This is a genomic window from Escherichia sp. WS2035, from assembly GCF_046487065.1.
GTDB lineage: Bacteria > Pseudomonadota > Gammaproteobacteria > Enterobacterales > Enterobacteriaceae > Escherichia > Escherichia coli.
In genome coordinates this window covers 18,981-41,613 of the sequence record NZ_JBJQKD010000025.1, presented here as the reverse complement: position 1 = coordinate 41,613, position 22,633 = coordinate 18,981, and the positions used below count along the sequence as shown (strand labels likewise).

Sequence of the window (22,633 nt, the reverse complement as noted above, 5' to 3'; positions counted from 1 at the left end):
CATTCTGTCCAAAGATGAAGGCGGTCGTCATACTCCGTTCTTCAAAGGCTACCGTCCGCAGTTCTACTTCCGTACTACTGACGTGACTGGTACCATCGAACTGCCGGAAGGCGTAGAGATGGTAATGCCGGGCGACAACATCAAAATGGTTGTTACCCTGATCCACCCGATCGCGATGGACGACGGTCTGCGTTTCGCAATCCGTGAAGGCGGCCGTACCGTTGGCGCGGGCGTTGTTGCTAAAGTTCTGGGCTAATTACACGTTAATTAGTTTTGAATTGAAAAGGGCGCTTCGGCGCCCTTTTTGCATTTGTTGACTGCATATCTTATTCGTACTGTCAGAACGAATAACTTATTCATATTTAAAATATCAATTCAATTTAATATTTTAAATATGAATGTTTCTGTTTTAAAAATGCTTCATTTGTCAGGCTTTTTTCTTATTTTTAATGCCGCACTTTAATTCATATTGAAGGGTTCTCGTAAAACGTAAATAATTCCTGCGTAGGACTTTTGTTTTGCAGTTTTTACGTTACAAGGGATTATAATGAAATTAAATATATTTACTAAATCTATGATTGGTATGGGGCTGGTGTGTTCCTCTCTGCCAGCATTGGCAATGGAAGCATGGAATAATCAACAAGGTGGTAATAAATATCAGGTTATTTTCGATGGCAAAATTTATGAAAATGCCTGGTGGGTTTCTTCTACAAATTGCCCGGGAAAAGCGAAAGCAAATGATGCAACTAACCCGTGGCGTTTAAAGCGTACCGCAACAGCTGCTGAAATTAGTCAGTTTGGCAATACACTTTCCTGCGAAAAGAGCGGAAGCTCATCTTCTTCAACTTCAAATACGCCAGCATCTAATACGCCCGCTAATGGCGGTTCGGCTACACCAGCACAGGGCACTGTTCCGTCTAATTCTTCTGTAGTTGCCTGGAATAAACAGCAGGGCGGTCAAACCTGGTATGTCGTCTTTAATGGTGCGGTATATAAAAATGCCTGGTGGGTAGCCTCTTCTAACTGCCCGGGTGATGCGAAAGGCAATGATGCCAGCAACCCATGGCGTTATGTTCGTGCCGCTACGGCAACGGAAATCTCAGAAACCAGTAATCCACAGTCTTGTACTTCAGCACCACAGCCTGCACCGGATGTGAAACCGGCACCGGACGTTAAACCGGCCCCTGATGTTCAGCCAGCCCCAGCTGATAAGTCAAACGACAACTATGCTGTTGTAGCCTGGAAAGGTCAGGAAGGTTCTTCTACATGGTACGTTATCTACAACGGCAGCATTTATAAGAACGCCTGGTGGGTAGGCGCGGCAAATTGCCCAGGCGATGCGAAAGAAAACGATGCCAGCAACCCATGGCGTTATGTTCGCGCGGCAACGGCAACAGAAATCACTCAGTATGGTAACCCAGGCTCCTGTTCCGTTAAGCCGGATAATAATGGCGGTGCTGTGACTCCGGTTGATCCAACTCCGGAAACACCGGAAACTCCAGTTACTCCAACTCCGGATAACAACGAGCCATCAACACCAGCGGATAGCAGTAACGATTACTCACTGCAGGCGTGGAGTGGCCAGGAAGGCAGCGAAATTTACCATGTTATCTTCAATGGTAATGTTTATCAGAATGCCTGGTGGGTTGGTTCTGAAGATTGCCCGCGTGGCACCAGTGTAGAAAACTCCAATAACCCATGGCGTCTCGTGCGTACAGCTACCGCTGCGGAAATGAGTCAGTACGGTAACCCGACTACCTGTGAAATTGATAATGGCGGCGTCATTATTGTGGATGGTTTCCAGGCCAGCAAAGCGTATAGCGCGAACAGCATCGTAGATTATAACGATGCACATTATAAAACCTCTGTCGATCAAGACGCATGGGGCTTTGTCCCCGGCGGCGATAACCCGTGGAAGAAATACGAACCGGCGAAAGCATGGTCCGCTTCCACCGTGTACGTGAAAGGTGATCGCGTTGTTGTTGATGGGCAGGCTTATGAAGCGCTGTTCTGGACGCAAAGTGACAACCCTGCTCTGGTTGCGAACCAAAACGCCACCGGTAGCAATAGTCGCCCGTGGAAGCCGTTAGGTAAGACTCAGAGCTATAGCAACGAAGAGCTGAATAATGCGCCGCAGTTTAATCCAGAAACGCTTTATGCCAGTGATACGCTGATTCGCTTTAACGGTGAGAACTACATTTCTCAGAGTAAAGTGCAGAAAGTTTCTCCTTCTGACAGCAACCCGTGGCGTGTCTTTGTTGACTGGACCGGAACCAAAGAGCGCGTAGGTACGCCGAAGAAAGCGTGGCCGAAACACGTTTATGCACCGTATGTCGACTTTACGCTGAATACGATCCCGGATCTGGCTGCGCTGGCTAAGAATCATAACGTCAACCACTTCACGCTGGCGTTTGTGGTGAGTAAAGATGCGAACACCTGTCTGCCGACATGGGGGACCGCTTACGGTATGCAGAATTACGCTCAGTACAGCAAAATCAAAGCGCTGCGTGAGGCTGGCGGTGATGTGATGCTGTCTATCGGTGGTGCTAATAATGCCCCGCTGGCAGCTTCCTGTAAGAACGTTGACGATCTAATGCAGCATTATTATGACATCGTTGATAACCTGAACCTCAGAGTCCTGGACTTCGATATCGAAGGCACCTGGGTTGCGGATCAGGCATCTATTGAACGTCGTAACCTTGCTGTGAAGAAAGTGCAGGATAAATGGAAGTCAGAAGGCAAAGATATTGCTATCTGGTATACCTTGCCAATTCTGCCGACAGGCCTGACGCCGGAAGGGATGAATGTCCTGAGCGATGCCAAAGCGAAAGGTGTTGAGCTGGCGGGTGTGAACGTGATGACAATGGACTACGGTAACGCTATTTGTCAGTCTGCAAACACCGAAGGCCAAAACATCCACGGTAAGTGTGCAACGTCTGCGATTGCCAACCTGCATGCGCAGCTGAAAGGCCTCTATGGCAATAAGAGTGATGCAGAAATTGACGCCATGATGGGTACCACGCCGATGGTTGGCGTGAACGACGTTCAGGGTGAGGTGTTCTATCTCTCTGATGCTCGTCTGGTCATGCAGGATGCGCAGAAGCGTAATCTCGGTATGGTTGGTATCTGGTCAATCGCGCGCGACCTGCCGGGCGGCACTAACCTGTCTCCGGAATTCCACGGTCTGACTAAAGAACAGGCTCCGAAGTACGCATTTAGCGAAATCTTCGCGCCGTTTACTAAGCAATAAATGTGTTGGCGATACCTTCCGGTATCGCCGCATTTTTTGTCAATGGGCTACTTTTGGTAGCCCATTATTTTTATTCATATTTCTATTCTTTGCTTAAAAAAGAGTCTTCCTGCAATTGAAATAAGAACTATTTTCATTTACTTTTGAAGAAAGTATACGGGAGTCTCTATGTACGTTTGTCTTTGTAATGGTATCAGCGATAAAAAAATTCGTCAGGCTGTGCGCCAGTTTTCCCCCCACTCGTTCCAGCAATTAAAAAAATTCATTCCGGTCGGCAATCAGTGCGGTAAATGTGTCCGGGCCGCGCGTGAAGTGATGGAGGATGAATTAATGCAACTGCCGGAGTTTAAGGAGTCCGCATAAACGGAGTGTGTTTTTTGACTTACTCGTAAGCCGTTCTACGCTTCAAAGAGTGGAAGCGAAGGAGTCAAAAAATGAAAGGTGATACTAAAGTTATAAATTATCTCAACAAACTGTTGGGAAATGAGCTTGTCGCAATCAATCAGTACTTTCTTCATGCCCGGATGTTTAAAAACTGGGGTCTCAAACGTCTCAATGATGTGGAGTATCATGAATCCATTGATGAGATGAAACACGCCGATCGTTATATAGAGCGCATTCTTTTTCTGGAAGGTCTTCCAAACTTACAGGACCTGGGCAAACTGAACATTGGTGAAGATGTTGAGGAAATGCTGCGTTCTGATCTGGCACTTGAGCTGGATGGCGCGAAGAATTTGCGTGAGGCAATTGGTTATGCCGATAGCGTTCATGATTACGTCAGCCGCGATATGATGATAGAAATTTTGCGCGATGAAGAAGGCCATATCGACTGGCTGGAAACGGAACTTGATCTGATTCAGAAGATGGGACTGCAAAATTATCTGCAAGCACAGATTCGCGAAGAAGGTTGAGCCGTGTCGGGAGGGAGAACCCTCCCGGTTAATAAGAGATCCAGGCCAGATATCCCAGGTTTATCATGCTGCCGAGCGCAAGCCACGGGCCGAATGCGATAGTGGTTATAGTCCGGCGTTGCAGAAGTTGTGAAACGATGGCGTAACCAATGCCACCCAGCGAGGCAATCAGCAGTATCATTGGCAACGTTTGCCAGCCACACCACGCGCCTGCAGCGGCCAGTAGCTTGAAATCACCGTAGCCCAATCCCTCTTTGTGACAAACTAACCAGACGCCCCAGTAAACACACCACAGCACCCCATAGCCAGCGACCGCGCCGTAAACCGCATCATGTAAATCAATTAATCCAGACTGCGCATTAAATACCAAGCCAGAGCAGCGGTAAGGTGAGTTTGTCGGGCAGGAGCTGAGTGCGAAAATCAATAACACTGAGCGTGAGTGCGAAACAGAAATAGAGAAAGAGTGCGCCAGTCACGATGGGCGTGAAAGGTGCCAGGGCGCAGGCGATAGCAGCAGCAACGCAAAGTATCAGGGGCACTGTATCATGCCAGGCATATTTTTTTGCCAGAAATGAACCAATACCTGGCGAAACGTTAACGCCGTTTTATCCTCCAAAGGCGAGAGGTGATAGGCCATGGCATTAACAAAATAACCTGCAATAAAACCAACCAGAATGAAGAGCGGCAGTAACATTGTCATTATTGTTGCTCCCTGAAGGACAAATGCTTGAGGGTGATCTCTTCGTTTCCGGCAAGAGTAAACTGAAGGTCTTCAATAACAATACCGTATGTTATCTGTGCCGTAGTGAGCCAGCGGGAGACGTTTTCGAGGGGAGCTGTGACAGGATTAATTGTCAGAGTATTGTCCGGACCGTTTTCCAGCGTGATAGTCAAATTCTCACGTTTTGCTTCTTCGAGAAGGATATTTTTGATGGGCTGCGTAAGCGCTGGATGACCGAGTAAACCATGGGTGCTCGCTTGATCCTGCATCCATTTGATGTCCTTCTTAATTTTTTGCGCGTGGGACTGATGCTCTTCAATGTAGGTATCTATCGGTTTTATCACCGCAAGCCAACAAAAAACGCCGAGCGAGAGAACCGCCAGTGCCGCAATGATCTGTTTTTCCGATGTGGATTTTTCTGCCCACCATGATTTAATCATTTCCCTGAGTTCCTTACTGTCCATACACCACTGACCGGATCTTTTTCTGTTTTTTCCATCGGAAGCCAGGACTGTGTTAACTCACAGAAACGATCGATATTGGCTTCACTCTTAGCACTCATTTTTAAGGTCAGCGACTTTTGCCTCTGGCTATAGTTCGCCTCCATTAACTGCAGTTCAGAGTGTTCAAGCAGAAGTGTTTGTAAATGATAGAGCAACGGTACAGCTTCAGGATATTGCTGAGCGAGTTGCTGCTTAAAGTAAAAACGAAAGTTGTGGGTGTGTTTGATCTGCGGGAAATAACGTTGCCAGGTTTCTTGCTGTTGTTGCTGAAGTTGATCTTCAATCTTAAGCGTTTGCCAGAGCGCGATGCCCCGGCTGCCAACAAAAGAAAGAATGGCGAGAACGAGACAGCTTACTGCCAGGCGGGTGAGCCATTTTCCCGATTTGCCTACAGTTTTCTGTTTACGAAAAACACCATGCAGCATGTCATAGCGCTGGAATGCAATATCGGCAGAATACAAACTCAGTGATGGTATTTCAGGATGCTGGATAAGTGGATTGGCCGCTGCAACGCCGTGAGGCGCTACACCATAACAACGCATATTCTCAGGCGGAAACTGGTTAGCAAGATGCTGTAACCAGTGTTCATCCAGTTCGTTGAAGGCATGTGCGGCACTGCGAATAAGCCAGCTTGTTTGCTGGTTAACCAGAGTCCAGCTATCTACTTCCCAGGGAAGATAGCAGCCATCTGGCAAAACCCGCGTCACGTTGAGTCCGGCAGTATGTAAACGCTCAAGATAACGACTGAGTTTCTCCGACTGAATGCCTATCACCTCGACACTTTCGTTTTGTTTATCGACAACCGTCCAGTGCCAATTTTGGCTGGCGTCGGGTAATGTCTCCTCCGCCAACCACTGTAATGTTTGCGCGGTGAGTTTGTATTTGGCGTTGGGCAGCGTGAGGGAACGATATAAAAGACCCTCAGGTGGGATCAAAAGGTGAACATTTCCGGCACCGGGCTGATCGGCCAGCGACCCCAGCGGAAGATCGTCTGTGAGCGTATGTACCGAAGATACGCTATCTGCGGAGAACGTCATCCATTCCCAATGCTTACGCAGCGTCGAGAAAGAACGTATTACCATCAACGATTCAGGCATCACGATCCTTATGATTAGTAGAGTTGCAGCGTACGCCGATAGATTTGGGCGCTCTGCTGTTTACGGTTGAAAAAAATATGGCTTTGCCATCCCTGGGATTGTTCGTCGCTGATACTTTCCGTACTCAGCGTAAAATAGCGGCTATAGGGAAAGAGATGCCCTTTCACCTGAGCAACCAGGGGCTTCACGCCGGAGAAATCCTGCTGCGCCCAGTAAAGAAATGCATCTGTGGTTAGCCAGCCTTCCCTGGGCCTTTTTTGTAATAAGACCCGAGCGTCAGCATCCGTGATGTTATTGAGGAATAATGCTCTGAAGAGCGGAATATCGTTCTCCGTTAGCATATTAAGATTGATGCTAAGTTCCGAGGTCGGGAGAACGCAGACATACGGGATAAGCCGCTGATAGATGTTTTCGGTTATGCCTTTTATCTGACGCAATTCACCGGTCAGAAAAAGCATTTGATTGGCGCTATGGCGAGGCGGCGTTTGGCTTTGGTAAAAGTTATCTTCTGCGCCGTGAAAGCGTGGCGAATCATCGGCATCAATATAGTCAGCGATTGATTGCACGATCTCATCGGTGTTTCCGCGATCGATACCGGCGTTAATCAGCAGGGCACTGAATACCTGGGCGGGGAAATCAGGGGAAGCCAGCGGGGCGTCAGAGATTTTTGCTAAGGCATTGAGATTAAAACAGTGCTGGGCATCGCGTAACTGCCACTTCACTGTATTGCCATTTTCCAGCTGCAACTGTTGCGGTTGTGCCCAGTACTGCTGCAACGTGGTTTGTCTGTCGTTATCTTTAACGTCCTGGGTGAGGCTGGCAAGCGCAAGTTTCTCCGCCAGCTCAATATCATATTGCCGTTGCAAATGATGGTTTACCTGGCGGGTTCGATGAAGCTGGCCGTGAAAACTGATCGTCATGTCTGCAGCCAGAGCAGCCATGAGCGCCAGTAACATGAGTACAATGAGCAGTGCTACGCCGCGTTGTTCATTATTCATGGTTATTATTCCCGGCCTGCGTCTGAGCTGGCGACTCTTCTCTCGCTAACTGCTCAGGTAATGCAAAACGGCGCTGTAACGCCCCATATTGCTGAGTCTTCAGATGTAACGTGACTGAGAGAGGAAGCTCCTGGCTTTCTCCGCTGTTACTTTCCAGAAGAAAGCTCTCGACATGTTCCAGCATCGCCTGGGCGGGTTGATCCTTCCTGCCATCCACAGAAGTACGAACAGCACGGTAGAGCGTATGATTTCGCAGATACCAGTGAACAGTGAGTAAGGTTTGTGCTTCACTGAGAGGGGCCAGCGGATCGCGACTTTGCGTGGTAAAAATCGCTTCTTCACCCAACACCATGATTTTGTCCGTACTCCGATTCCGCCGGGCGACCAGTTGCAGGAGATCGTTATCAAGAATGGTGATGGTGCGCTGTAGCTGATTGAACTGCTGGATTTCTTTCTGTGAACGTTGATGCAACTCGGAAGCTTGAGAAAAAATCATAAACGCCAGCACGCTAAGCATTGAGAAAATCGCCAGCGCCGCCATGACTTCCAGCAATGTGAAACCCTGCTGGCGATTAATCATCTTGTGCCTGCCCGGATTTATTATTGATGCTTTGATAGCGCGTAAGCGAGGTTGTCTGGCCGCTGGGTAATGTCACCGTTATGGTGCGTTCCAGAAGCGTGCCGTCTTTGCTTGAGTGGATATCGCTGCGCCAGTTCCACTCTTCGCCATTTATTAACTCTTTGCCAGAACTGGACGTGTTTTCCTCGTCGAATGAATCTTGTGACTGAAGCTGGTTATCCGCTATCCACAATGCCAGCGTCTCGTTACGCATCCGCTCGATGGCAGTTCGTTGCCCTTGCATACTGCTCATTAAAGTCAGCGCAACAGCGGTGAAAATACTCATCGCCAGTAAGACTTCAAGCAGTGTCATCCCTGATTGTTTGTTCATGGGCGGGTATCTCTGGCGAGCGTTTGATCCAGGGGCCATGAGCCTGAACTGACTAACGTCAGGAGCGGCTCACCGGTCCCGGTATTAGCCATCAACAAAGAGAAGGGCGTGATTTGTCCGTCGGCCAGAATCACCACCTGCGGTTGGTTGCTGTCATCAGGTTTAAATGGCTGAAGTTGAATTGAGAGTTCTTCACCCCAGTCATTTTTGCTCTCGTCTGCGGCATCTTCTTGTAATGGAACCCAGCGCCAGGCTGATGGTGTTTTGCCCGGTACCATAATGCGCCATGCTGAATCAGAGAAATGGATACCGACAGGCTGACCACTGAGCGTGGCGCGGTCGATGGCTAATTCAAGTGCAGCGGTAAACCGCGCCGCTGTTTCGCGCGCACGAGTGCTGGCGGCATCCTCCCGACCATATGTGAAGAGCACCACACTTGCCGTGATAGCGACCAGCGCCAGCACCAGCATCATCTCCAGCAGGGTAAACCCGCGTTGCTGATTCATCGCTGACTTACTTTTTCTTCTTGCTCAAACCCCAGTTGGTGATGTCGTCCTCGGTTCCCATTTCACCATCGGGTCCTGCTGAAAGCAGATCGTATGCACCATGTTCACCAGGATTAACGAGGACATAATCATTGCCCCAGGGATCGGCAGGCAGACGCTTGATATAACCTTCCTTGTTATAGTTTGCGGCCAGCGGTGGCAGTGTCGGCGCTTCTACTAAGGATTCAAGCCCCTGATTTGTGGTTGGATAGCGATGATTGTCGAGCTTGTACATATCCAGGGCGTTTTCCAGCGCCACAATATCGCTGACGGCTTTTTGTTTATCCGCCTTTTCTTTATTGCCCATCAGGTTGGGAACCACCAGGCTGGCGAGTACGCCAATGATGACAATTACCACCATAATTTCCAGTAATGTAAAACCGCGTTGCTTATCCGTTGCGCGCATATGATTTCCTTAATTAATCATTGAGTTAAGTTGAAGAAGAGGTTGGAGTACCGACACGACAATAAACAGGACGATCAGTGCCATCGTAATAATGAGTGCTGGCTCGAAGATGGAGAGCGTTAAGGCGATCCGATTTTGTTGGAGTGTCTCCTGGTTATCTGCGGCTCTGACCATTAACGTGCCGAGTTGCCCGCTTTTTTCGCCAGAGGCCACCATGTAGAGCATCATCGGCGGGAAAATTGCGGTTTGTTCCAGTGAAAGATGAATGCTGTTACCCTGGCGAACGTTTTCTGCCGCATTTGCCAGGCGCTGGCGAATTTCGAGGTTGTTGAGGCTTTCGGTGGACAAATTCATCCCATCCAGCAGAGGGACGCCGCTGGATTGCAAAATACTTAAAGTGCGGAGATAGCGTGCGCTGTTAATGGCGCAAATCAGCGGGCCGATGAGCGCAACGCGCAGTAACATGGCATGAAAACGGTGGCGGTTATTGCCGCGTTTTAACCAGAGCCAGAAACCCACAGCGACAATAAATACTGTCGCTAATAATGTCGGGCCGGTACGTTGCAACGTGTCGCTCAGACCTAAAAGAATGCGTGTACTCAGTGGCAGTTGCTGCTTCATATGCACGAACTGTTCGGTAATTTTGGGCACGACAGCAGTGAGGAGAATAATCACGACCACAATCGCCACCGTAGTGAGCATGCAGGGGTAGATCAGTGACTGAATGAGCTTGCTGCGGATTTTCTGCCGGTTTTCATTGTAATCAGCCAGCTTTTCCAACACCGGGGCCAGCAGACCGCTCTTTTCGCCCGCTTTTACCAGGGTACGGTAGAGCGAATCGAAAAGCGTGGGGAAATGCTGTAATGCATCTGAAAGGGGATGCCCTTCAAGGATGGCGCTGCGTACCTGATTTAACACGTCAGCCAGTCGTTTATTACTGCTTTGTTGACCAATTACGGCAAGGCTCTCTTCCAGGGGTAATGCCGCTGCGCTTAAGGTTGCCAACTGCCGGGTGAAAAGCGTCAGTTCACTATGGCTGATCCTCGGGCGACGTGTTTTTACTCCCGAACTTTTTTGGGGGCGAATATCCAACAGGAAAAGCCCTTCTTCACGCAGCCGCAGTCGTGCCTGACGTTCATCGTTAGCATCAATGATCCCCTGCAATTTTTGACCATCCTGGGTCATGGCGCGATAGCGATAATTCATGCTTTGTTCTCCAGCGTAGCACTGGCGACGCGCATAACCTCATCCCAGGAGGTGTCACCGCGTATCACTGTTTGCAGGCCATTTTTGATTAAGGCATTGTGTTGTTGCCGGACCAGTCGCTCCAGTGCTTGTTCATCCACATTTTCATGAATAGCGGCCCGCAATTCCGGCGTCACCACCATCATTTCGTGGATCGCCATGCGCCCCTGATAACCGGATTGATGGCAATGAGGGCAACCTACGGGAGTGCCAATTGTTGTCACCGCGAGCTGATGATATTTAAACATCTGCGCTTGCTGGGGCGATACGGGCGTGAATTGTCGGCATTGCGGACACAGACGACGAACCAGACGTTGCGCGATAATCCCTGCCAGTGAAGATGAAAGCAGGAATGATTCGACGCCCATGTCGCGTAGCCGGGTGACTGCGCCTGATGCACTGTTAGTGTGGAGTGTTGAGAGTACCAGATGGCCTGTGAGCGAGGCCTGAACCGCAATTTGCGCGGTTTCTGTATCACGAATTTCCCCCACCATGACGACATCCGGGTCCTGGCGAAGTATGGCGCGCAGGCCGCGAGCGAAAGACATATCCACACGGGTATTCACCTGCGTTTGTCCAATGCCTTCCAGCTCATATTCCACGGGATCTTCTACCGTCAGAATATTACGGCCAGGGATATTAAGCGCCGAAAGGATGGCGTAGAGCGTGGTGCTTTTACCGGAGCCTGTCGGCCCTGTCACCAGGATAATACCGTGCGGAAGCTGAATGAGATTTTCTAAATCCTGTTTATCCGCTGCCGTCATCCCCAGGTTGTTCAATGAAAGCTGGAGGCTGTTTTTATCCAGCAGACGGAGCACAGCGCGTTCACCATAGATGGATGGCAGTGTGGATACGCGGACATCTATGTTACGTCGCCCGATACGCAAACTGATCCTTCCATCCTGTGGAATACGTTTTTCGGCGATATCAAGACGAGCCATGACCTTAATTCGGGAGATAAGCAGTGCCGCCAGTTTTTTGTTGGGCTGTAAAATTGTCCGCAAAACGCCGTCGATGCGAAAACGGATCGACATTGTTTTTTCATAGGTTTCAATGTGGATATCGGAGGCGGTTTCTTTGATGGCCTCACTCAAAATAGCATTGATCAAGCGGATAACCGGTGCCGCTGAATCTTCATTCAGGAGATCTTCATTTGCGGGCATCTCTTCCGAAAGCGAGAGAAGATCGACGGATTGATCGATATCCTGCGCAATCTGTTGCGACTCACCGGTATTCTGATGGAACACCGCTTCCAGTCGGGCTTCAAAATCAGCCTGTGACAAGCTGGTCATGGTCTGGCACTGACCAACTTGACGTTGAATATCGAGTAACCGTTCGAATGGCGTATCGGCGAGATAAATAATCTCGCCCTCTGAATAGAGATAACCAATTCGTTGTGCCAGCGCCCAACTGGCGGGGTACGGTGAGTGAATTCTCATAAGAATGCCTCACCGTGACGATGGCGCAGGGGCGTGACTGTTGAACGTGTTCTCATTCAGCACCGGCAAATCTTCCGAGCCAACCAGCGCTTTTGATTTCCCGTCGATTCGCAGCTGTTGCTCCTGACGGTAGCGGGTGTATTTCTCTTTTGACAGTGAGCGATAAACATCATCGTCACGGATAATCGTCGGGCGGATGAATACCATCAGGTTGCGTTTAGCGCGCTCGGTCGAGGTATAGCGGAAGAGTTGTCCCACTAAAGGAATATCGCCAAGCAGAGGAACCTTTGACACTTGCTCTTTAGAAAAATCATCCAGCAATCCGCCCAGGACCACCGTTTCACCGGTTTTAACCAGCACGGCGTTTTGAATAGTACGGGTGTTAAATGTCGGGCCGAGCGTCGAATTAGACGAAGAGTCAACGCTGGAAACCTCCTGTTCTATTTCGAGCAGTACCGCGTCGCCTTCATTGACCTGCGGAGTGACTTTGAGTTTTGTGCCCACCGTTTTGCGTTCGACAGTATTAAAGACGTTATCCCCAGAAGTGGTCTGAGAGCCGGATAGCACCGGCACATCCTGACCAACGTTGAAGGACGCGAGTTTATTATCCAGCGTTACGATGCTCGGGGTGGCGAGGATGTCATTTTTATTGTTACTGGCCAGCGCAGTCAACAATACGCCCCAGTCGCCATTGAAGAAGCCTGCAGCCATGCCATTGTAGGCGCTAAACATATCCCAGGCAGGATTCGCGCTGGTGATCCCGCCATTCTTTTTATAATCAGCTACACCTTGCGCAGCGTTAAAAACCGGTAATCCCGTATTGGTAAATTGCTGTGCGCCAACGTTTTTATTCGCCCATTGCACGCCGAGGTTGAGTCCATTTCCATCCTGAACTTCGACGATGATTGCCTCAACCAGCACCTGTGCACGGCGAATATCCAGACGCGCAATTACCGTGGCGAGTTTCTCCTGGACGGACTGGTCAGCGGTAATGACCAACGAGTTGGTCTGTTCATCGGCGGTAATGGCCACATTATCCATCGCAGAAGTAGAAGAAGGCTTACGCGAATTCCCTTTTTCATCTTTCAGCTTTTCGGAAACACCGGTTAGCACTTCCACCAGATTCGTGGCTTTAGCATATTTCAGGTAATAGACCCGGGTATTTCCTTCCTCGCTCTCTTCTACATCAAGGCTTTTCAGTAATGAAGTTATGCGCTGGCGTGCTTTTTCCGGTCCGCTGATGATAAGAGAGTTGGTTCGCTTATCCGCCACAATCTTCGCGGAAAGGAGGGCAGGCATCTGGCTTTTACCGTGGCTTTCGCTGATTAATTGATTAAGAATCTCGGCGAGATCTTCCGCTGATGCATATTCCAGATGAATAATTTGCTGCTTCTCTGTGCCGATGACATCAACGCGCTTTATGACTTCAATCAGTTTATTAATGGTGGAGGCACGACCGGTCAGAATAAGAACGTTGGAGGGTTCATAATGCACAACATTACCGACGCTACCCGCATCCATCATCTGGCGGAGCAGGGGAGCCAGGTCACGAGCAGGAACGTTCTCAAGCGGTACGATTCGGGTGACCAACTCATCACCTACGCCTGGACGAGAACTGTCAGCAATCATCCCTGGCGATGTTTTTACATTAGCTGAGCGCACCACTTTCAGAAAACCATTGTCCAGCGTGATCACGGAATAACCGTAAAGATCAAGAATACTTAAAAAGAACTGGTAGTACTCCTGTTGGCTAAACGTATCATTACTGCGTACGGAAATGGTTCCCTGTACCGAAGGGTCGATCAGGATCGTTTTGCCAAGATGCTGACCCACTATTTCCACGAACTGGCGGATATCGGCGTTATTGAAGTTAGCGCCGTATTGTTCGTTCTCAGCGTGTCCTGCACAAGGCATGAGTAATGCTGCCAGCAAGCAGCAGGTGATTTTATTGAGTCCCTTCATTGCGCTGTCCATTCATTCCTGTAAGTTCCGCGACGGAAACATTTATCAAGCGGGGTACGCCGTTGCGACGAATTGTAAACTGAGCACTTTGTTGAGTTAGCAGTAAACTTAATGCCTGTGAAATCTCATCAGGGTGGGTCAGCGAAAGATTATTGATCCTGAGGGCGATATCCCCAGGTTGCAGCAAACTGGTGGTAAATGCATTGAGACCCTTACGAGGATTCAATCGAAGACCGTATATCTGTTCTCCATCACGTATAGGTGTGGCGATAATATAATCGGCGAGTACATTTTGATTTTCCGAATCAGGCTGCTTGATGATGTCAGGTAGCCCTGGATGGAGAGTTACTTTTTCGTAATGCCCGTGAGTTTCAAACACAACGCTGGTTTTATTTATTTTTCTAATAAACGTTCCCGGCGCTGACTCAAGGGCTTCGTTGAGGGAGTATCGCTTTTGTTCGTTCCCCTCATTAATTAAGACAAAAGAAGTCTCATCATTCGATGTGAGTACAATGCCATTAAGCGCTATAGAGAGCTTAGGTGTTTCCTGATTAACTGCCACGGGATTTGCATCTTTTACCCCAGTATGATTTTCGTTGCGCCATAAAGCGGCAAGGCTGAATTCAGACTGAAATGCATTTGTTGGTTGATTAATGATCTGTTCATTTTTAACTATAGTTGTATGGAAATAATTCACATTAAAAATAATCAGCCCTATGCTTATAAATGTAATCAATATATTGATGGCAGCATCTTTATTATGATTCGCCAGATGGAAGGGGAAAGGTAGTGTGGGCACGATGTATGTTCTAATAAAATAGATTGGGTGGGTTGTATATTGACGTTAGTATAAATAGTATTAATGCCGCTTGCATGAATCAAGCAAAATTTATTTATATTAGTAATATGTATTTAATTAATAAATACATACATTATTTTTATGATTAAGGATAATCAATAATTAAAACAGGAAGTTCTATGTCTACGAGAAGAGAAGTCATTCTTTCCTGGTTGCGTGAGAAGCATCAGACCTGGCGTCTGTGCTATTTGTTGGGTGAGGCTGGAAGTGGAAAAACCCGGCTGGCGCAGCAACTACAAAAAGATAAACATCGCCGTGTGATTACTTTAAGCCTCGTTGTTTCCTGGCAAGGTAAGGCCGCATGGATCGTTACCGACGATAATGCGGCTGAACAGGGCTGCCGTGACAGCGCCTGGACGCGAGATGAGATGGCGGGTCAATTACTGCATGCACTTCATCGAACTGATAGTCGCTGCCCTCTTATTATTATTGAAAATGCTCACCTGAATCACCGCCGCATACTTGATGATCTCCAACGCGCGATATCTCTTATTCCTGACGGTCAATTTTTGCTGATCGGCAGACCCGATCGAAAAGTCGAACGTGATTTTAAAAAACAGGGCATTGAACTTGTCTCGACAGGTCGTCTGACGGAGCACGAGCTTAAGGCAAGCATCCTTGAAGGTCAGAATATTGACCAGCCCGATCTCCTTTTAACCGCCAGAGTTCTGAAACGGATAGCTTTATTATGTCGGGGAGATCGCAGAAAGCTGGCGCTTGCCGGCGAAACAATTAGCTTATTACAGCAAGCCGAGCAGACCTGCGTTTTCACTGCAAAACAATGGCGAATGATTTACCGCGTATTAGGTGATAACCGCCCCCGGAAAATGCAGCTTGCCGTGGTGATGAGTGGAACCATTATCGCACTTACCTGTGGTTGGCTACTGCTGCCCTCTTTCACAGCTCCGTTACCCGTTCCTGCGTGGCTGATACCCGTAACGCCAGTAGTTAAACAAGATATGACTAAGGATATTGCCCATGTGGTGATGCGCGATAGTGAGGCGCTAAGCGTGTTATACGGCGTATGGGGGTACGAGGTCCCAGCCGATTCGGCCTGGTGCGATCAGGCAGTAAGAGCGGGGCTGGTATGTAAAAGTGGGAATGCTTCTTTACAAACATTGGTAGATCAGAATTTGCCCTGGATCGCATCGCTTAAAGTCGGGGACAAAAAATTGCCTGTTGTGGTCGTTCGCGTCGGTGATGCTACCGTTGATGTACTCGTAGGGCAGCAAACCTGGACGCTGACACATAAATGGTTTGAGTTGGTATGGACGGGTGATTATCTTCTGTTGTGGAAAATGTCGCCGGAAGGAGAGAGTACCATTACGCGTGATAGCAGCGAGGAAGAGATTCTCTGGCTGGAAACGATGTTAAACCGCGCATTGCATATTTCGACAGAATCTTCGGCAGAGTGGCGTCCCTTGTTGGTAGAAAAAATAAAGCAATTTCAAAAAAGCCATCACTTGAAAACTGACGGTGTTGTTGGCTTTTCAACGTTAGTGCATCTCTGGCAGGTGGCAGGGGAGAGTGCCTACTTATATCGGGATGAAGCAAATATTTCCCCGGAAACAACAGTGAAGGGGAAATGACATGTTTGAATTCTATATCGCCGCGCGTGAGCAGAAAGAAACAGGTCACCCTGGTATCTTCTCCCGACAAAAACACAGCACCATAATATATGTCATTTGTTTATTGCTGATTTGCCTGTGGTTTGCAGGAATGGTGTTGGTTGGTGGGTATGCCCGGCAGCTATGGGCACTTTGGATAGTAAAAGCAGAAGTCACTGTAGATGCTGAAACGCCCGCTTTTAAACAATCAACACAACACTATTTTTTCAAAAAACAGCCACTCCCCGTCGTCGAATCCGTCGAGGAGGAAGATGACCCAGGAGTCGCGGTTGAGAATGCCCCCTCTTCTTCTGAAGACGAAGACAATACTGTAGAAGAAAGCGACGAGAAAGCCGGTTTAAGAGAGCGTGTCAAAAATGCGCTGAACGAACTTGAGAGATAACCCAAAGGCTGTTTACTTTACTAGCAATACGCTTGCGTTCGGTGGTTAAGTATGTATAATGCGCGGGCTTGTCGTAGTTGACAGCAGGTTCAATCTGAACCTCAGTTAGCCGAATTTGGCTACCTAACAATGCTCCCAATCGGGGAGCTACGTAAGAACGGTTACACTCTCCCATCAATCGTAATGGGTCTGAGGAGTAATCATTTTCGTTTATAAAATAATTGGAGCTCTGGTCTCATGCAGAACCAAAGAATCCGTATCCGCCTGAAAGCGTTTGATCATCGTCTGATCGATCAAGCAACCGCGGAAATCGTCGAGACTGCTAAGCGCACTGGTGCGCAGGTCCGTGGTCCGATCCCGCTGCCGACACGCAAAGAGCGCTTCACTGTTCTGATCTCCCCGCACGTCAACAAAGACGCGCGCGATCAGTACGAAATCCGTACTCACTTGCGTCTGGTTGACATCGTTGAGCCAACCGAGAAAACCGTTGATGCTCTGATGCGTCTGGATCTGGCTGCCGGTGTAGACGTGCAGATCAGCCTGGGTTAATCAGGTCATTGAGCGATTGAGAGGTTGAAACAATGATTGGTTTAGTCGGTAAAAAAGTGGGTATGACCCGTATCTTCACAGAAGACGGCGTTTCTATCCCAGTAACCGTAATCGAAGTTGAAGCAAACCGCGTTACTCAGGTTAAAGACCTGGCTAACGATGGCTACCGTGCTATTCAGGTGACCACCGGTGCTAAAAAAGCTAACCGTGTGACCAAGCCTGAAGCTGGCCACTTCGCTAAAGCTGGCGTAGAAGCTGGCCGTGGTCTGTGGGAATTCCGCCTGGCTGAAGGCGAAGAGTTCACTGTAGGTCAGAGCATTAGCGTTGAACTGTTTGCTGACGTTAAAAAAGTTGACGTAACTGGCACCTCTAAAGGTAAAGGTTTCGCAGGTACCGTTAAGCGCTGGAACTTCCGTACCCAGGACGCTACTCACGGTAACTCCTTGTCTCACCGCGTTCCGGGTTCTATCGGTCAGAACCAGACTCCGGGCAAAGTGTTCAAAGGCAAGAAAATGGCAGGTCAGATGGGTAACGAACGTGTAACCGTTCAGAGCCTTGACGTAGTACGCGTTGACGCTGAGCGCAACCTGCTGCTGGTTAAAGGCGCTGTCCCGGGTGCAACCGGTAGCGACCTGATCGTTAAACCAGCTGTGAAGGCGTAAGGAGATAGCAATGGAATTAGTATTGAAAGACGCGCAGAGCGCGCTGACTGTTTCCGAAACTACCTTCGGTCGTGATTTCAACGAAGCGCTGGTTCACCAGGTTGTTGTTGCTTATGCAGCTGGTGCTCGTCAGGGTACTCGTGCTCAGAAGACTCGTGCTGAAGTAACTGGTTCCGGTAAAAAACCGTGGCGCCAGAAAGGCACCGGCCGTGCGCGTTCTGGTTCTATCAAGAGCCCGATCTGGCGTTCTGGTGGCGTGACCTTTGCTGCTCGTCCGCAGGACCACAGTCAAAAAGTTAACAAGAAGATGTACCGCGGCGCGCTGAAAAGCATCCTGTCCGAACTGGTACGTCAGGATCGTCTGATCGTTGTCGAGAAGTTCTCTGTAGAAGCGCCGAAAACTAAGCTGCTGGCACAGAAACTGAAAGACATGGCTCTGGAAGATGTGCTGATCATCACCGGTGAGCTGGACGAGAACCTGTTCCTGGCTGCGCGCAACCTGCACAAGGTTGACGTACGCGATGCAACTGGTATCGACCCGGTTAGCCTGATCGCCTTCGACAAAGTCGTAATGACTGCTGATGCTGTTAAGCAAGTTGAGGAGATGCTGGCATGATTCGTGAAGAACGTCTGCTGAAGGTGCTGCGTGCACCGCACGTTTCTGAAAAAGCGTCTACTGCGATGGAAAAATCCAACACCATCGTACTCAAAGTTGCTAAAGACGCGACCAAAGCAGAAATCAAAGCTGCTGTGCAGAAACTGTTTGAAGTCGAAGTCGAAGTCGTTAACACCCTGGTAGTTAAAGGGAAAGTTAAACGTCACGGACAGCGTATCGGTCGTCGTAGCGACTGGAAAAAAGCTTACGTCACCCTGAAAGAAGGCCAGAATCTGGACTTCGTTGGCGGCGCTGAGTAAGTCGGAGGAGTAATACAATGGCAGTTGTTAAATGTAAACCGACATCTCCGGGTCGTCGCCACGTAGTTAAAGTGGTTAACCCTGAGCTGCACAAGGGCAAACCTTTTGCTCCGTTGCTGGAAAAAAACAGCAAATCCGGTGGTCGTAACAACAATGGCCGTATCACCACTCGTCATATCGGTGGTGGCCACAAGCAGGCTTACCGTATTGTTGACTTCAAACGCAACAAAGACGGTATCCCGGCAGTTGTTGAACGTCTTGAGTACGATCCGAACCGTTCCGCGAACATCGCGCTGGTTCTGTACAAAGACGGTGAACGCCGTTACATCCTGGCCCCTAAAGGCCTGAAAGCTGGCGACCAGATTCAGTCTGGCGTTGATGCTGCAATCAAACCAGGTAACACCCTGCCGATGCGCAACATCCCGGTTGGTTCTACTGTTCATAACGTAGAAATGAAACCAGGTAAAGGCGGTCAGCTGGCACGTTCCGCTGGTACTTACGTTCAGATCGTTGCTCGTGATGGTGCTTATGTCACCCTGCGTCTGCGTTCTGGTGAAATGCGTAAAGTAGAAGCAGACTGCCGTGCAACTCTGGGCGAAGTTGGCAATGCTGAGCATATGCTGCGCGTTCTGGGTAAAGCAGGTGCTGCACGCTGGCGTGGTGTTCGTCCGACCGTTCGCGGTACCGCGATGAACCCGGTAGACCACCCACATGGTGGTGGTGAAGGTCGTAACTTTGGTAAGCACCCGGTAACTCCGTGGGGCGTTCAGACCAAAGGTAAGAAGACCCGCAGCAACAAGCGTACTGATAAATTCATCGTACGTCGCCGTAGCAAATAATTTTAGAGGATAAGCCATGCCACGTTCTCTCAAGAAAGGTCCTTTTATTGACCTGCACTTGCTGAAGAAGGTAGAGAAAGCGGTGGAAAGCGGAGACAAGAAGCCCCTGCGCACTTGGTCCCGTCGTTCAACGATCTTTCCTAACATGATCGGTTTGACCATCGCTGTCCATAATGGTCGTCAGCACGTTCCGGTATTTGTAACCGACGAAATGGTCGGTCACAAACTGGGTGAATTCGCACCGACTCGTACTTATCGCGGCCACGCTGCTGATAAAAAAGCGAAGAAGAAATAAGGTAGGAGGAAGAGATGGAAACTATCGCTAAACATCGCCATGCTCGTTCTTCTGCTCAGAAGGTTCGCCTTGTTGCTGACCTGATTCGCGGTAAGAAAGTGTCGCAGGCTCTGGATATTTTGACCTACACCAACAAGAAAGCAGCTGTACTGGTCAAGAAAGTTCTGGAATCTGCCATTGCTAACGCTGAACACAACGATGGCGCTGACATTGACGATCTGAAAGTTACGAAAATTTTCGTAGACGAAGGCCCGAGCATGAAGCGCATTATGCCGCGTGCAAAAGGTCGTGCAGATCGCATCCTGAAGCGCACCAGCCACATCACTGTGGTTGTGTCCGATCGCTGAGACTCTGGAGACTAGCAATGGGTCAGAAAGTACATCCTAATGGTATTCGCCTGGGTATTGTAAAACCATGGAACTCTACCTGGTTTGCGAACACCAAAGAATTCGCTGACAACCTGGACAGCGATTTTAAAGTACGTCAGTACCTGACTAAGGAACTGGCTAAAGCGTCCGTATCTCGTATCGTTATCGAGCGTCCGGCTAAGAGCATCCGTGTAACCATTCACACTGCTCGCCCGGGTATCGTTATCGGTAAAAAAGGTGAAGACGTAGAAAAACTGCGTAAGGTCGTAGCGGACATCGCTGGCGTTCCTGCACAGATCAACATCGCCGAAGTTCGTAAGCCTGAACTGGACGCAAAACTGGTTGCTGACAGCATCACTTCTCAGCTGGAACGTCGCGTTATGTTCCGTCGTGCTATGAAGCGTGCTGTACAGAACGCAATGCGTCTGGGCGCTAAAGGTATTAAAGTTGAAGTTAGCGGCCGTCTGGGCGGCGCGGAAATCGCACGTACCGAATGGTACCGCGAAGGTCGCGTACCGCTGCACACTCTGCGTGCTGACATCGACTACAACACCTCTGAAGCGCACACCACTTACGGTGTAATCGGCGTTAAAGTGTGGATCTTCAAAGGCGAGATCCTGGGTGGTATGGCTGCTGTTGAACAACCGGAAAAACCGGCTGCTCAGCCTAAAAAGCAGCAGCGTAAAGGCCGTAAATAAGGAGCGTCGCTGATGTTACAACCAAAGCGTACAAAATTCCGTAAAATGCACAAAGGCCGTAACCGCGGTCTGGCGCAGGGTACGGATGTTAGCTTCGGCAGCTTCGGTCTGAAAGCTGTTGGCCGTGGTCGTCTGACTGCACGTCAGATCGAAGCAGCACGTCGTGCTATGACCCGTGCAGTTAAGCGTCAAGGTAAGATCTGGATCCGTGTGTTCCCGGACAAACCGATCACTGAAAAGCCGCTGGCAGTGCGTATGGGTAAAGGTAAAGGTAACGTGGAGTATTGGGTTGCCTTGATTCAGCCGGGTAAAGTCCTGTATGAAATGGACGGTGTTCCGGAAGAGCTGGCCCGTGAAGCATTCAAGCTGGCAGCAGCGAAACTGCCGATTAAAACCACCTTTGTAACTAAGACGGTGATGTAATGAAAGCAAAAGAGCTGCGTGAGAAGAGCGTTGAAGAGCTGAACACCGAGCTGCTGAACCTGCTGCGTGAGCAGTTCAACCTGCGTATGCAGGCTGCAAGTGGCCAGCTGCAACAGTCTCACCTGTTGAAGCAAGTGCGTCGCGATGTCGCACGCGTTAAGACTTTACTGAACGAGAAGGCGGGTGCGTAATGACCGATAAAATCCGTACTCTGCAAGGTCGCGTTGTTAGCGACAAAATGGAGAAATCCATTGTTGTTGCTATCGAACGTTTTGTGAAACACCCGATCTACGGTAAATTCATCAAGCGTACGACCAAACTGCACGTACATGACGAGAACAACGAATGCGGTATCGGTGACGTGGTTGAAATCCGCGAATGCCGTCCGCTGTCCAAGACTAAATCCTGGACGCTGGTTCGCGTTGTAGAGAAAGCGGTTCTGTAATACAGTACACTCTCTCGATACGAATAAACGGCTCAGAAATGAGCCGTTTATTTTTTCTACCCATATCCTTGAAGCGGTGTTATAATGCCGCGCCCTCGATATGGGGATTTTTAACGACCTGATTTTCGGGTCTCAGTAGTAGTTGACATTAGCGGAGCACTAAAATGATCCAAGAACAGACTATGCTGAACGTCGCCGACAACTCCGGTGCACGTCGCGTAATGTGTATCAAGGTTCTGGGTGGCTCGCACCGTCGCTACGCAGGCGTAGGCGATATCATCAAGATCACCATCAAAGAAGCAATTCCGCGTGGTAAGGTCAAAAAAGGTGATGTGCTGAAGGCGGTAGTGGTGCGCACCAAGAAGGGTGTTCGTCGCCCGGACGGTTCTGTCATTCGCTTCGATGGTAATGCTTGTGTTCTTCTGAACAACAACAGCGAGCAGCCTATCGGTACGCGTATTTTTGGGCCGGTAACTCGTGAGCTTCGTAGTGAGAAGTTCATGAAAATTATCTCTCTGGCACCAGAAGTACTCTAAGGAGCGA

General features: G+C 49.2%; 29 protein-coding genes and 2 pseudogenes. 18 read left to right on the top strand and 13 right to left on the bottom strand.

Annotated features, from left to right (window positions below):
• The 4 genes and pseudogenes from tuf to bfr all read left to right on the top strand — a co-directional run.
• Positions 1-256 (top strand): annotated as a pseudogene (gene tuf / locus ACJHX4_RS25505) (elongation factor Tu); the annotation flags it as partial.
• Between the two features lie 291 nt (positions 257-547).
• Positions 548-3,250 (top strand): bifunctional chitinase/lysozyme, encoded by a 2,703-nt coding sequence (gene chiA, locus ACJHX4_RS25500; RefSeq protein WP_000773180.1) that lies wholly within the window; start codon positions 548-550, stop codon positions 3,248-3,250.
• Positions 3,251-3,418: 168 nt separating this feature from the next.
• A complete protein-coding gene (gene bfd, locus ACJHX4_RS25495; protein WP_000289085.1) occupies positions 3,419-3,613 on the top strand; it encodes a bacterioferritin-associated ferredoxin in 195 nt (64 codons plus the stop codon).
• 71 nt (positions 3,614-3,684) lie between these two features.
• Positions 3,685-4,161 (top strand): bacterioferritin, encoded by a 477-nt coding sequence (gene bfr, locus ACJHX4_RS25490; protein ID WP_000675504.1) that lies wholly within the window; start codon positions 3,685-3,687, stop codon positions 4,159-4,161.
• A gap of 28 nt (positions 4,162-4,189) precedes the next feature.
• Here the strand turns inward: bfr and ACJHX4_RS25485 are convergent.
• The 13 genes and pseudogenes from ACJHX4_RS25485 to gspC all read right to left on the bottom strand — a co-directional run bounded on the left by ACJHX4_RS25485 (position 4,190) and on the right by gspC (position 14,826).
• A pseudogene (locus ACJHX4_RS25485) lies at positions 4,190-4,637 on the bottom strand (prepilin peptidase).
• A gap of 53 nt (positions 4,638-4,690) precedes the next feature.
• On the bottom strand, positions 4,691-4,861 hold the full coding sequence (locus ACJHX4_RS25480; RefSeq protein ID WP_061092009.1) for a hypothetical protein: 171 nt from the start codon (positions 4,859-4,861) through the stop codon (positions 4,691-4,693).
• On the bottom strand, positions 4,861-5,322 hold the full coding sequence (gene gspM, locus ACJHX4_RS25475; protein ID WP_001296465.1) for a type II secretion system protein GspM: 462 nt from the start codon (positions 5,320-5,322) through the stop codon (positions 4,861-4,863). The genes ACJHX4_RS25480 and gspM overlap by 1 nt, the downstream gene beginning before the upstream one ends.
• Complete coding sequence (gene gspL, locus ACJHX4_RS25470; protein ID WP_001296464.1) at positions 5,319-6,482, bottom strand: type II secretion system protein GspL; 1,164 nt, start codon at positions 6,480-6,482, stop codon at positions 5,319-5,321. Before gspL ends, gspM begins: the two co-directional genes overlap by 4 nt.
• A gap of 14 nt (positions 6,483-6,496) precedes the next feature.
• Positions 6,497-7,480, bottom strand: a complete 984-nt coding sequence (gene gspK, locus ACJHX4_RS25465) for a type II secretion system minor pseudopilin GspK (protein ID WP_001058509.1) — start codon at positions 7,478-7,480, stop codon at positions 6,497-6,499.
• Positions 7,473-8,060, bottom strand: a complete 588-nt coding sequence (gene gspJ / locus ACJHX4_RS25460; RefSeq protein WP_000610632.1) for a type II secretion system minor pseudopilin GspJ — start codon at positions 8,058-8,060, stop codon at positions 7,473-7,475. The genes gspK and gspJ overlap by 8 nt, the downstream gene beginning before the upstream one ends.
• On the bottom strand, positions 8,053-8,430 hold the full coding sequence (gene gspI / locus ACJHX4_RS25455) for a type II secretion system minor pseudopilin GspI (RefSeq protein WP_001041749.1): 378 nt from the start codon (positions 8,428-8,430) through the stop codon (positions 8,053-8,055). Before gspI ends, gspJ begins: the two co-directional genes overlap by 8 nt.
• Positions 8,427-8,936, bottom strand: a complete 510-nt coding sequence (gene gspH, locus ACJHX4_RS25450) for a type II secretion system minor pseudopilin GspH (RefSeq protein WP_001076039.1) — start codon at positions 8,934-8,936, stop codon at positions 8,427-8,429. Before gspH ends, gspI begins: the two co-directional genes overlap by 4 nt.
• A gap of 7 nt (positions 8,937-8,943) precedes the next feature.
• Complete coding sequence (gspG, locus tag ACJHX4_RS25445; protein ID WP_001202877.1) at positions 8,944-9,381, bottom strand: type II secretion system major pseudopilin GspG; 438 nt, start codon at positions 9,379-9,381, stop codon at positions 8,944-8,946.
• Between the two features lie 9 nt (positions 9,382-9,390).
• On the bottom strand, positions 9,391-10,587 hold the full coding sequence (gene gspF, locus ACJHX4_RS25440) for a type II secretion system inner membrane protein GspF (protein ID WP_001109564.1): 1,197 nt from the start codon (positions 10,585-10,587) through the stop codon (positions 9,391-9,393).
• On the bottom strand, positions 10,584-12,065 hold the full coding sequence (gene gspE / locus ACJHX4_RS25435; protein WP_001219886.1) for a type II secretion system ATPase GspE: 1,482 nt from the start codon (positions 12,063-12,065) through the stop codon (positions 10,584-10,586). Before gspE ends, gspF begins: the two co-directional genes overlap by 4 nt.
• 9 nt (positions 12,066-12,074) lie before the next feature.
• On the bottom strand, positions 12,075-14,027 hold the full coding sequence (gene gspD / locus ACJHX4_RS25430; RefSeq protein WP_001525807.1) for a type II secretion system secretin GspD: 1,953 nt from the start codon (positions 14,025-14,027) through the stop codon (positions 12,075-12,077).
• On the bottom strand, positions 14,011-14,826 hold the full coding sequence (gspC, locus tag ACJHX4_RS25425; protein WP_001142680.1) for a type II secretion system protein GspC: 816 nt from the start codon (positions 14,824-14,826) through the stop codon (positions 14,011-14,013). The genes gspD and gspC overlap by 17 nt, the downstream gene beginning before the upstream one ends.
• A gap of 179 nt (positions 14,827-15,005) precedes the next feature.
• On the opposite strand from gspC, the gene gspA reads away from it, so the two are divergent.
• The 14 genes from gspA (at position 15,006) to rplN (ending at position 22,626) form a co-directional block, all read left to right on the top strand.
• The gene (gene gspA / locus ACJHX4_RS25420; RefSeq protein WP_000107579.1) at positions 15,006-16,475 is read left to right on the top strand and encodes a type II secretion system protein GspA; all 1,470 of its coding nucleotides are present in this window, start codon (positions 15,006-15,008) and stop codon (positions 16,473-16,475) included.
• A 1-nt stretch (position 16,476) separates the two neighbouring features.
• Entirely contained in the window at positions 16,477-16,896 is a 420-nt protein-coding gene (gene gspB / locus ACJHX4_RS25415; RefSeq protein WP_000461439.1) for a putative general secretion pathway protein GspB, read from the top strand.
• A gap of 237 nt (positions 16,897-17,133) precedes the next feature.
• Complete coding sequence (rpsJ, locus tag ACJHX4_RS25410; protein ID WP_001181004.1) at positions 17,134-17,445, top strand: 30S ribosomal protein S10; 312 nt, start codon at positions 17,134-17,136, stop codon at positions 17,443-17,445.
• Positions 17,446-17,477: 32 nt separating this feature from the next.
• Complete coding sequence (gene rplC / locus ACJHX4_RS25405) at positions 17,478-18,107, top strand: 50S ribosomal protein L3 (protein ID WP_000579833.1); 630 nt, start codon at positions 17,478-17,480, stop codon at positions 18,105-18,107.
• 10 nt (positions 18,108-18,117) lie between these two features.
• Positions 18,118-18,723, top strand: a complete 606-nt coding sequence (rplD, locus tag ACJHX4_RS25400; protein ID WP_000424395.1) for a 50S ribosomal protein L4 — start codon at positions 18,118-18,120, stop codon at positions 18,721-18,723.
• Positions 18,720-19,022 carry a 50S ribosomal protein L23 gene (gene rplW, locus ACJHX4_RS25395; RefSeq protein WP_000617544.1) on the top strand — a complete coding sequence of 101 codons (303 nt, stop codon included), beginning with the start codon at positions 18,720-18,722 and terminating at the stop codon, positions 19,020-19,022. Before rplD ends, rplW begins: the two co-directional genes overlap by 4 nt.
• A 17-nt stretch (positions 19,023-19,039) precedes the next feature.
• On the top strand, positions 19,040-19,861 hold the full coding sequence (gene rplB / locus ACJHX4_RS25390; RefSeq protein ID WP_000301864.1) for a 50S ribosomal protein L2: 822 nt from the start codon (positions 19,040-19,042) through the stop codon (positions 19,859-19,861).
• A 16-nt stretch (positions 19,862-19,877) separates the two neighbouring features.
• Complete coding sequence (gene rpsS / locus ACJHX4_RS25385; RefSeq protein ID WP_001138117.1) at positions 19,878-20,156, top strand: 30S ribosomal protein S19; 279 nt, start codon at positions 19,878-19,880, stop codon at positions 20,154-20,156.
• A gap of 14 nt (positions 20,157-20,170) precedes the next feature.
• Positions 20,171-20,503: a 50S ribosomal protein L22 gene (gene rplV, locus ACJHX4_RS25380; RefSeq protein ID WP_000447529.1), complete on the top strand. Its 333-nt coding sequence runs from the start codon at positions 20,171-20,173 to the stop codon at positions 20,501-20,503.
• A gap of 17 nt (positions 20,504-20,520) precedes the next feature.
• On the top strand, positions 20,521-21,222 hold the full coding sequence (gene rpsC / locus ACJHX4_RS25375; protein ID WP_000529945.1) for a 30S ribosomal protein S3: 702 nt from the start codon (positions 20,521-20,523) through the stop codon (positions 21,220-21,222).
• Between the two features lie 12 nt (positions 21,223-21,234).
• The gene (rplP, locus tag ACJHX4_RS25370; RefSeq protein WP_000941212.1) at positions 21,235-21,645 is read left to right on the top strand and encodes a 50S ribosomal protein L16; all 411 of its coding nucleotides are present in this window, start codon (positions 21,235-21,237) and stop codon (positions 21,643-21,645) included.
• Complete coding sequence (gene rpmC / locus ACJHX4_RS25365; protein WP_000644741.1) at positions 21,645-21,836, top strand: 50S ribosomal protein L29; 192 nt, start codon at positions 21,645-21,647, stop codon at positions 21,834-21,836. Before rplP ends, rpmC begins: the two co-directional genes overlap by 1 nt.
• Positions 21,836-22,090 carry a 30S ribosomal protein S17 gene (gene rpsQ / locus ACJHX4_RS25360; protein ID WP_000130100.1) on the top strand — a complete coding sequence of 85 codons (255 nt, stop codon included), beginning with the start codon at positions 21,836-21,838 and terminating at the stop codon, positions 22,088-22,090. Before rpmC ends, rpsQ begins: the two co-directional genes overlap by 1 nt.
• A gap of 164 nt (positions 22,091-22,254) precedes the next feature.
• On the top strand, positions 22,255-22,626 hold the full coding sequence (gene rplN, locus ACJHX4_RS25355) for a 50S ribosomal protein L14 (RefSeq protein WP_000613955.1): 372 nt from the start codon (positions 22,255-22,257) through the stop codon (positions 22,624-22,626).
• Positions 22,627-22,633: the final 7 nt, after the last annotated feature.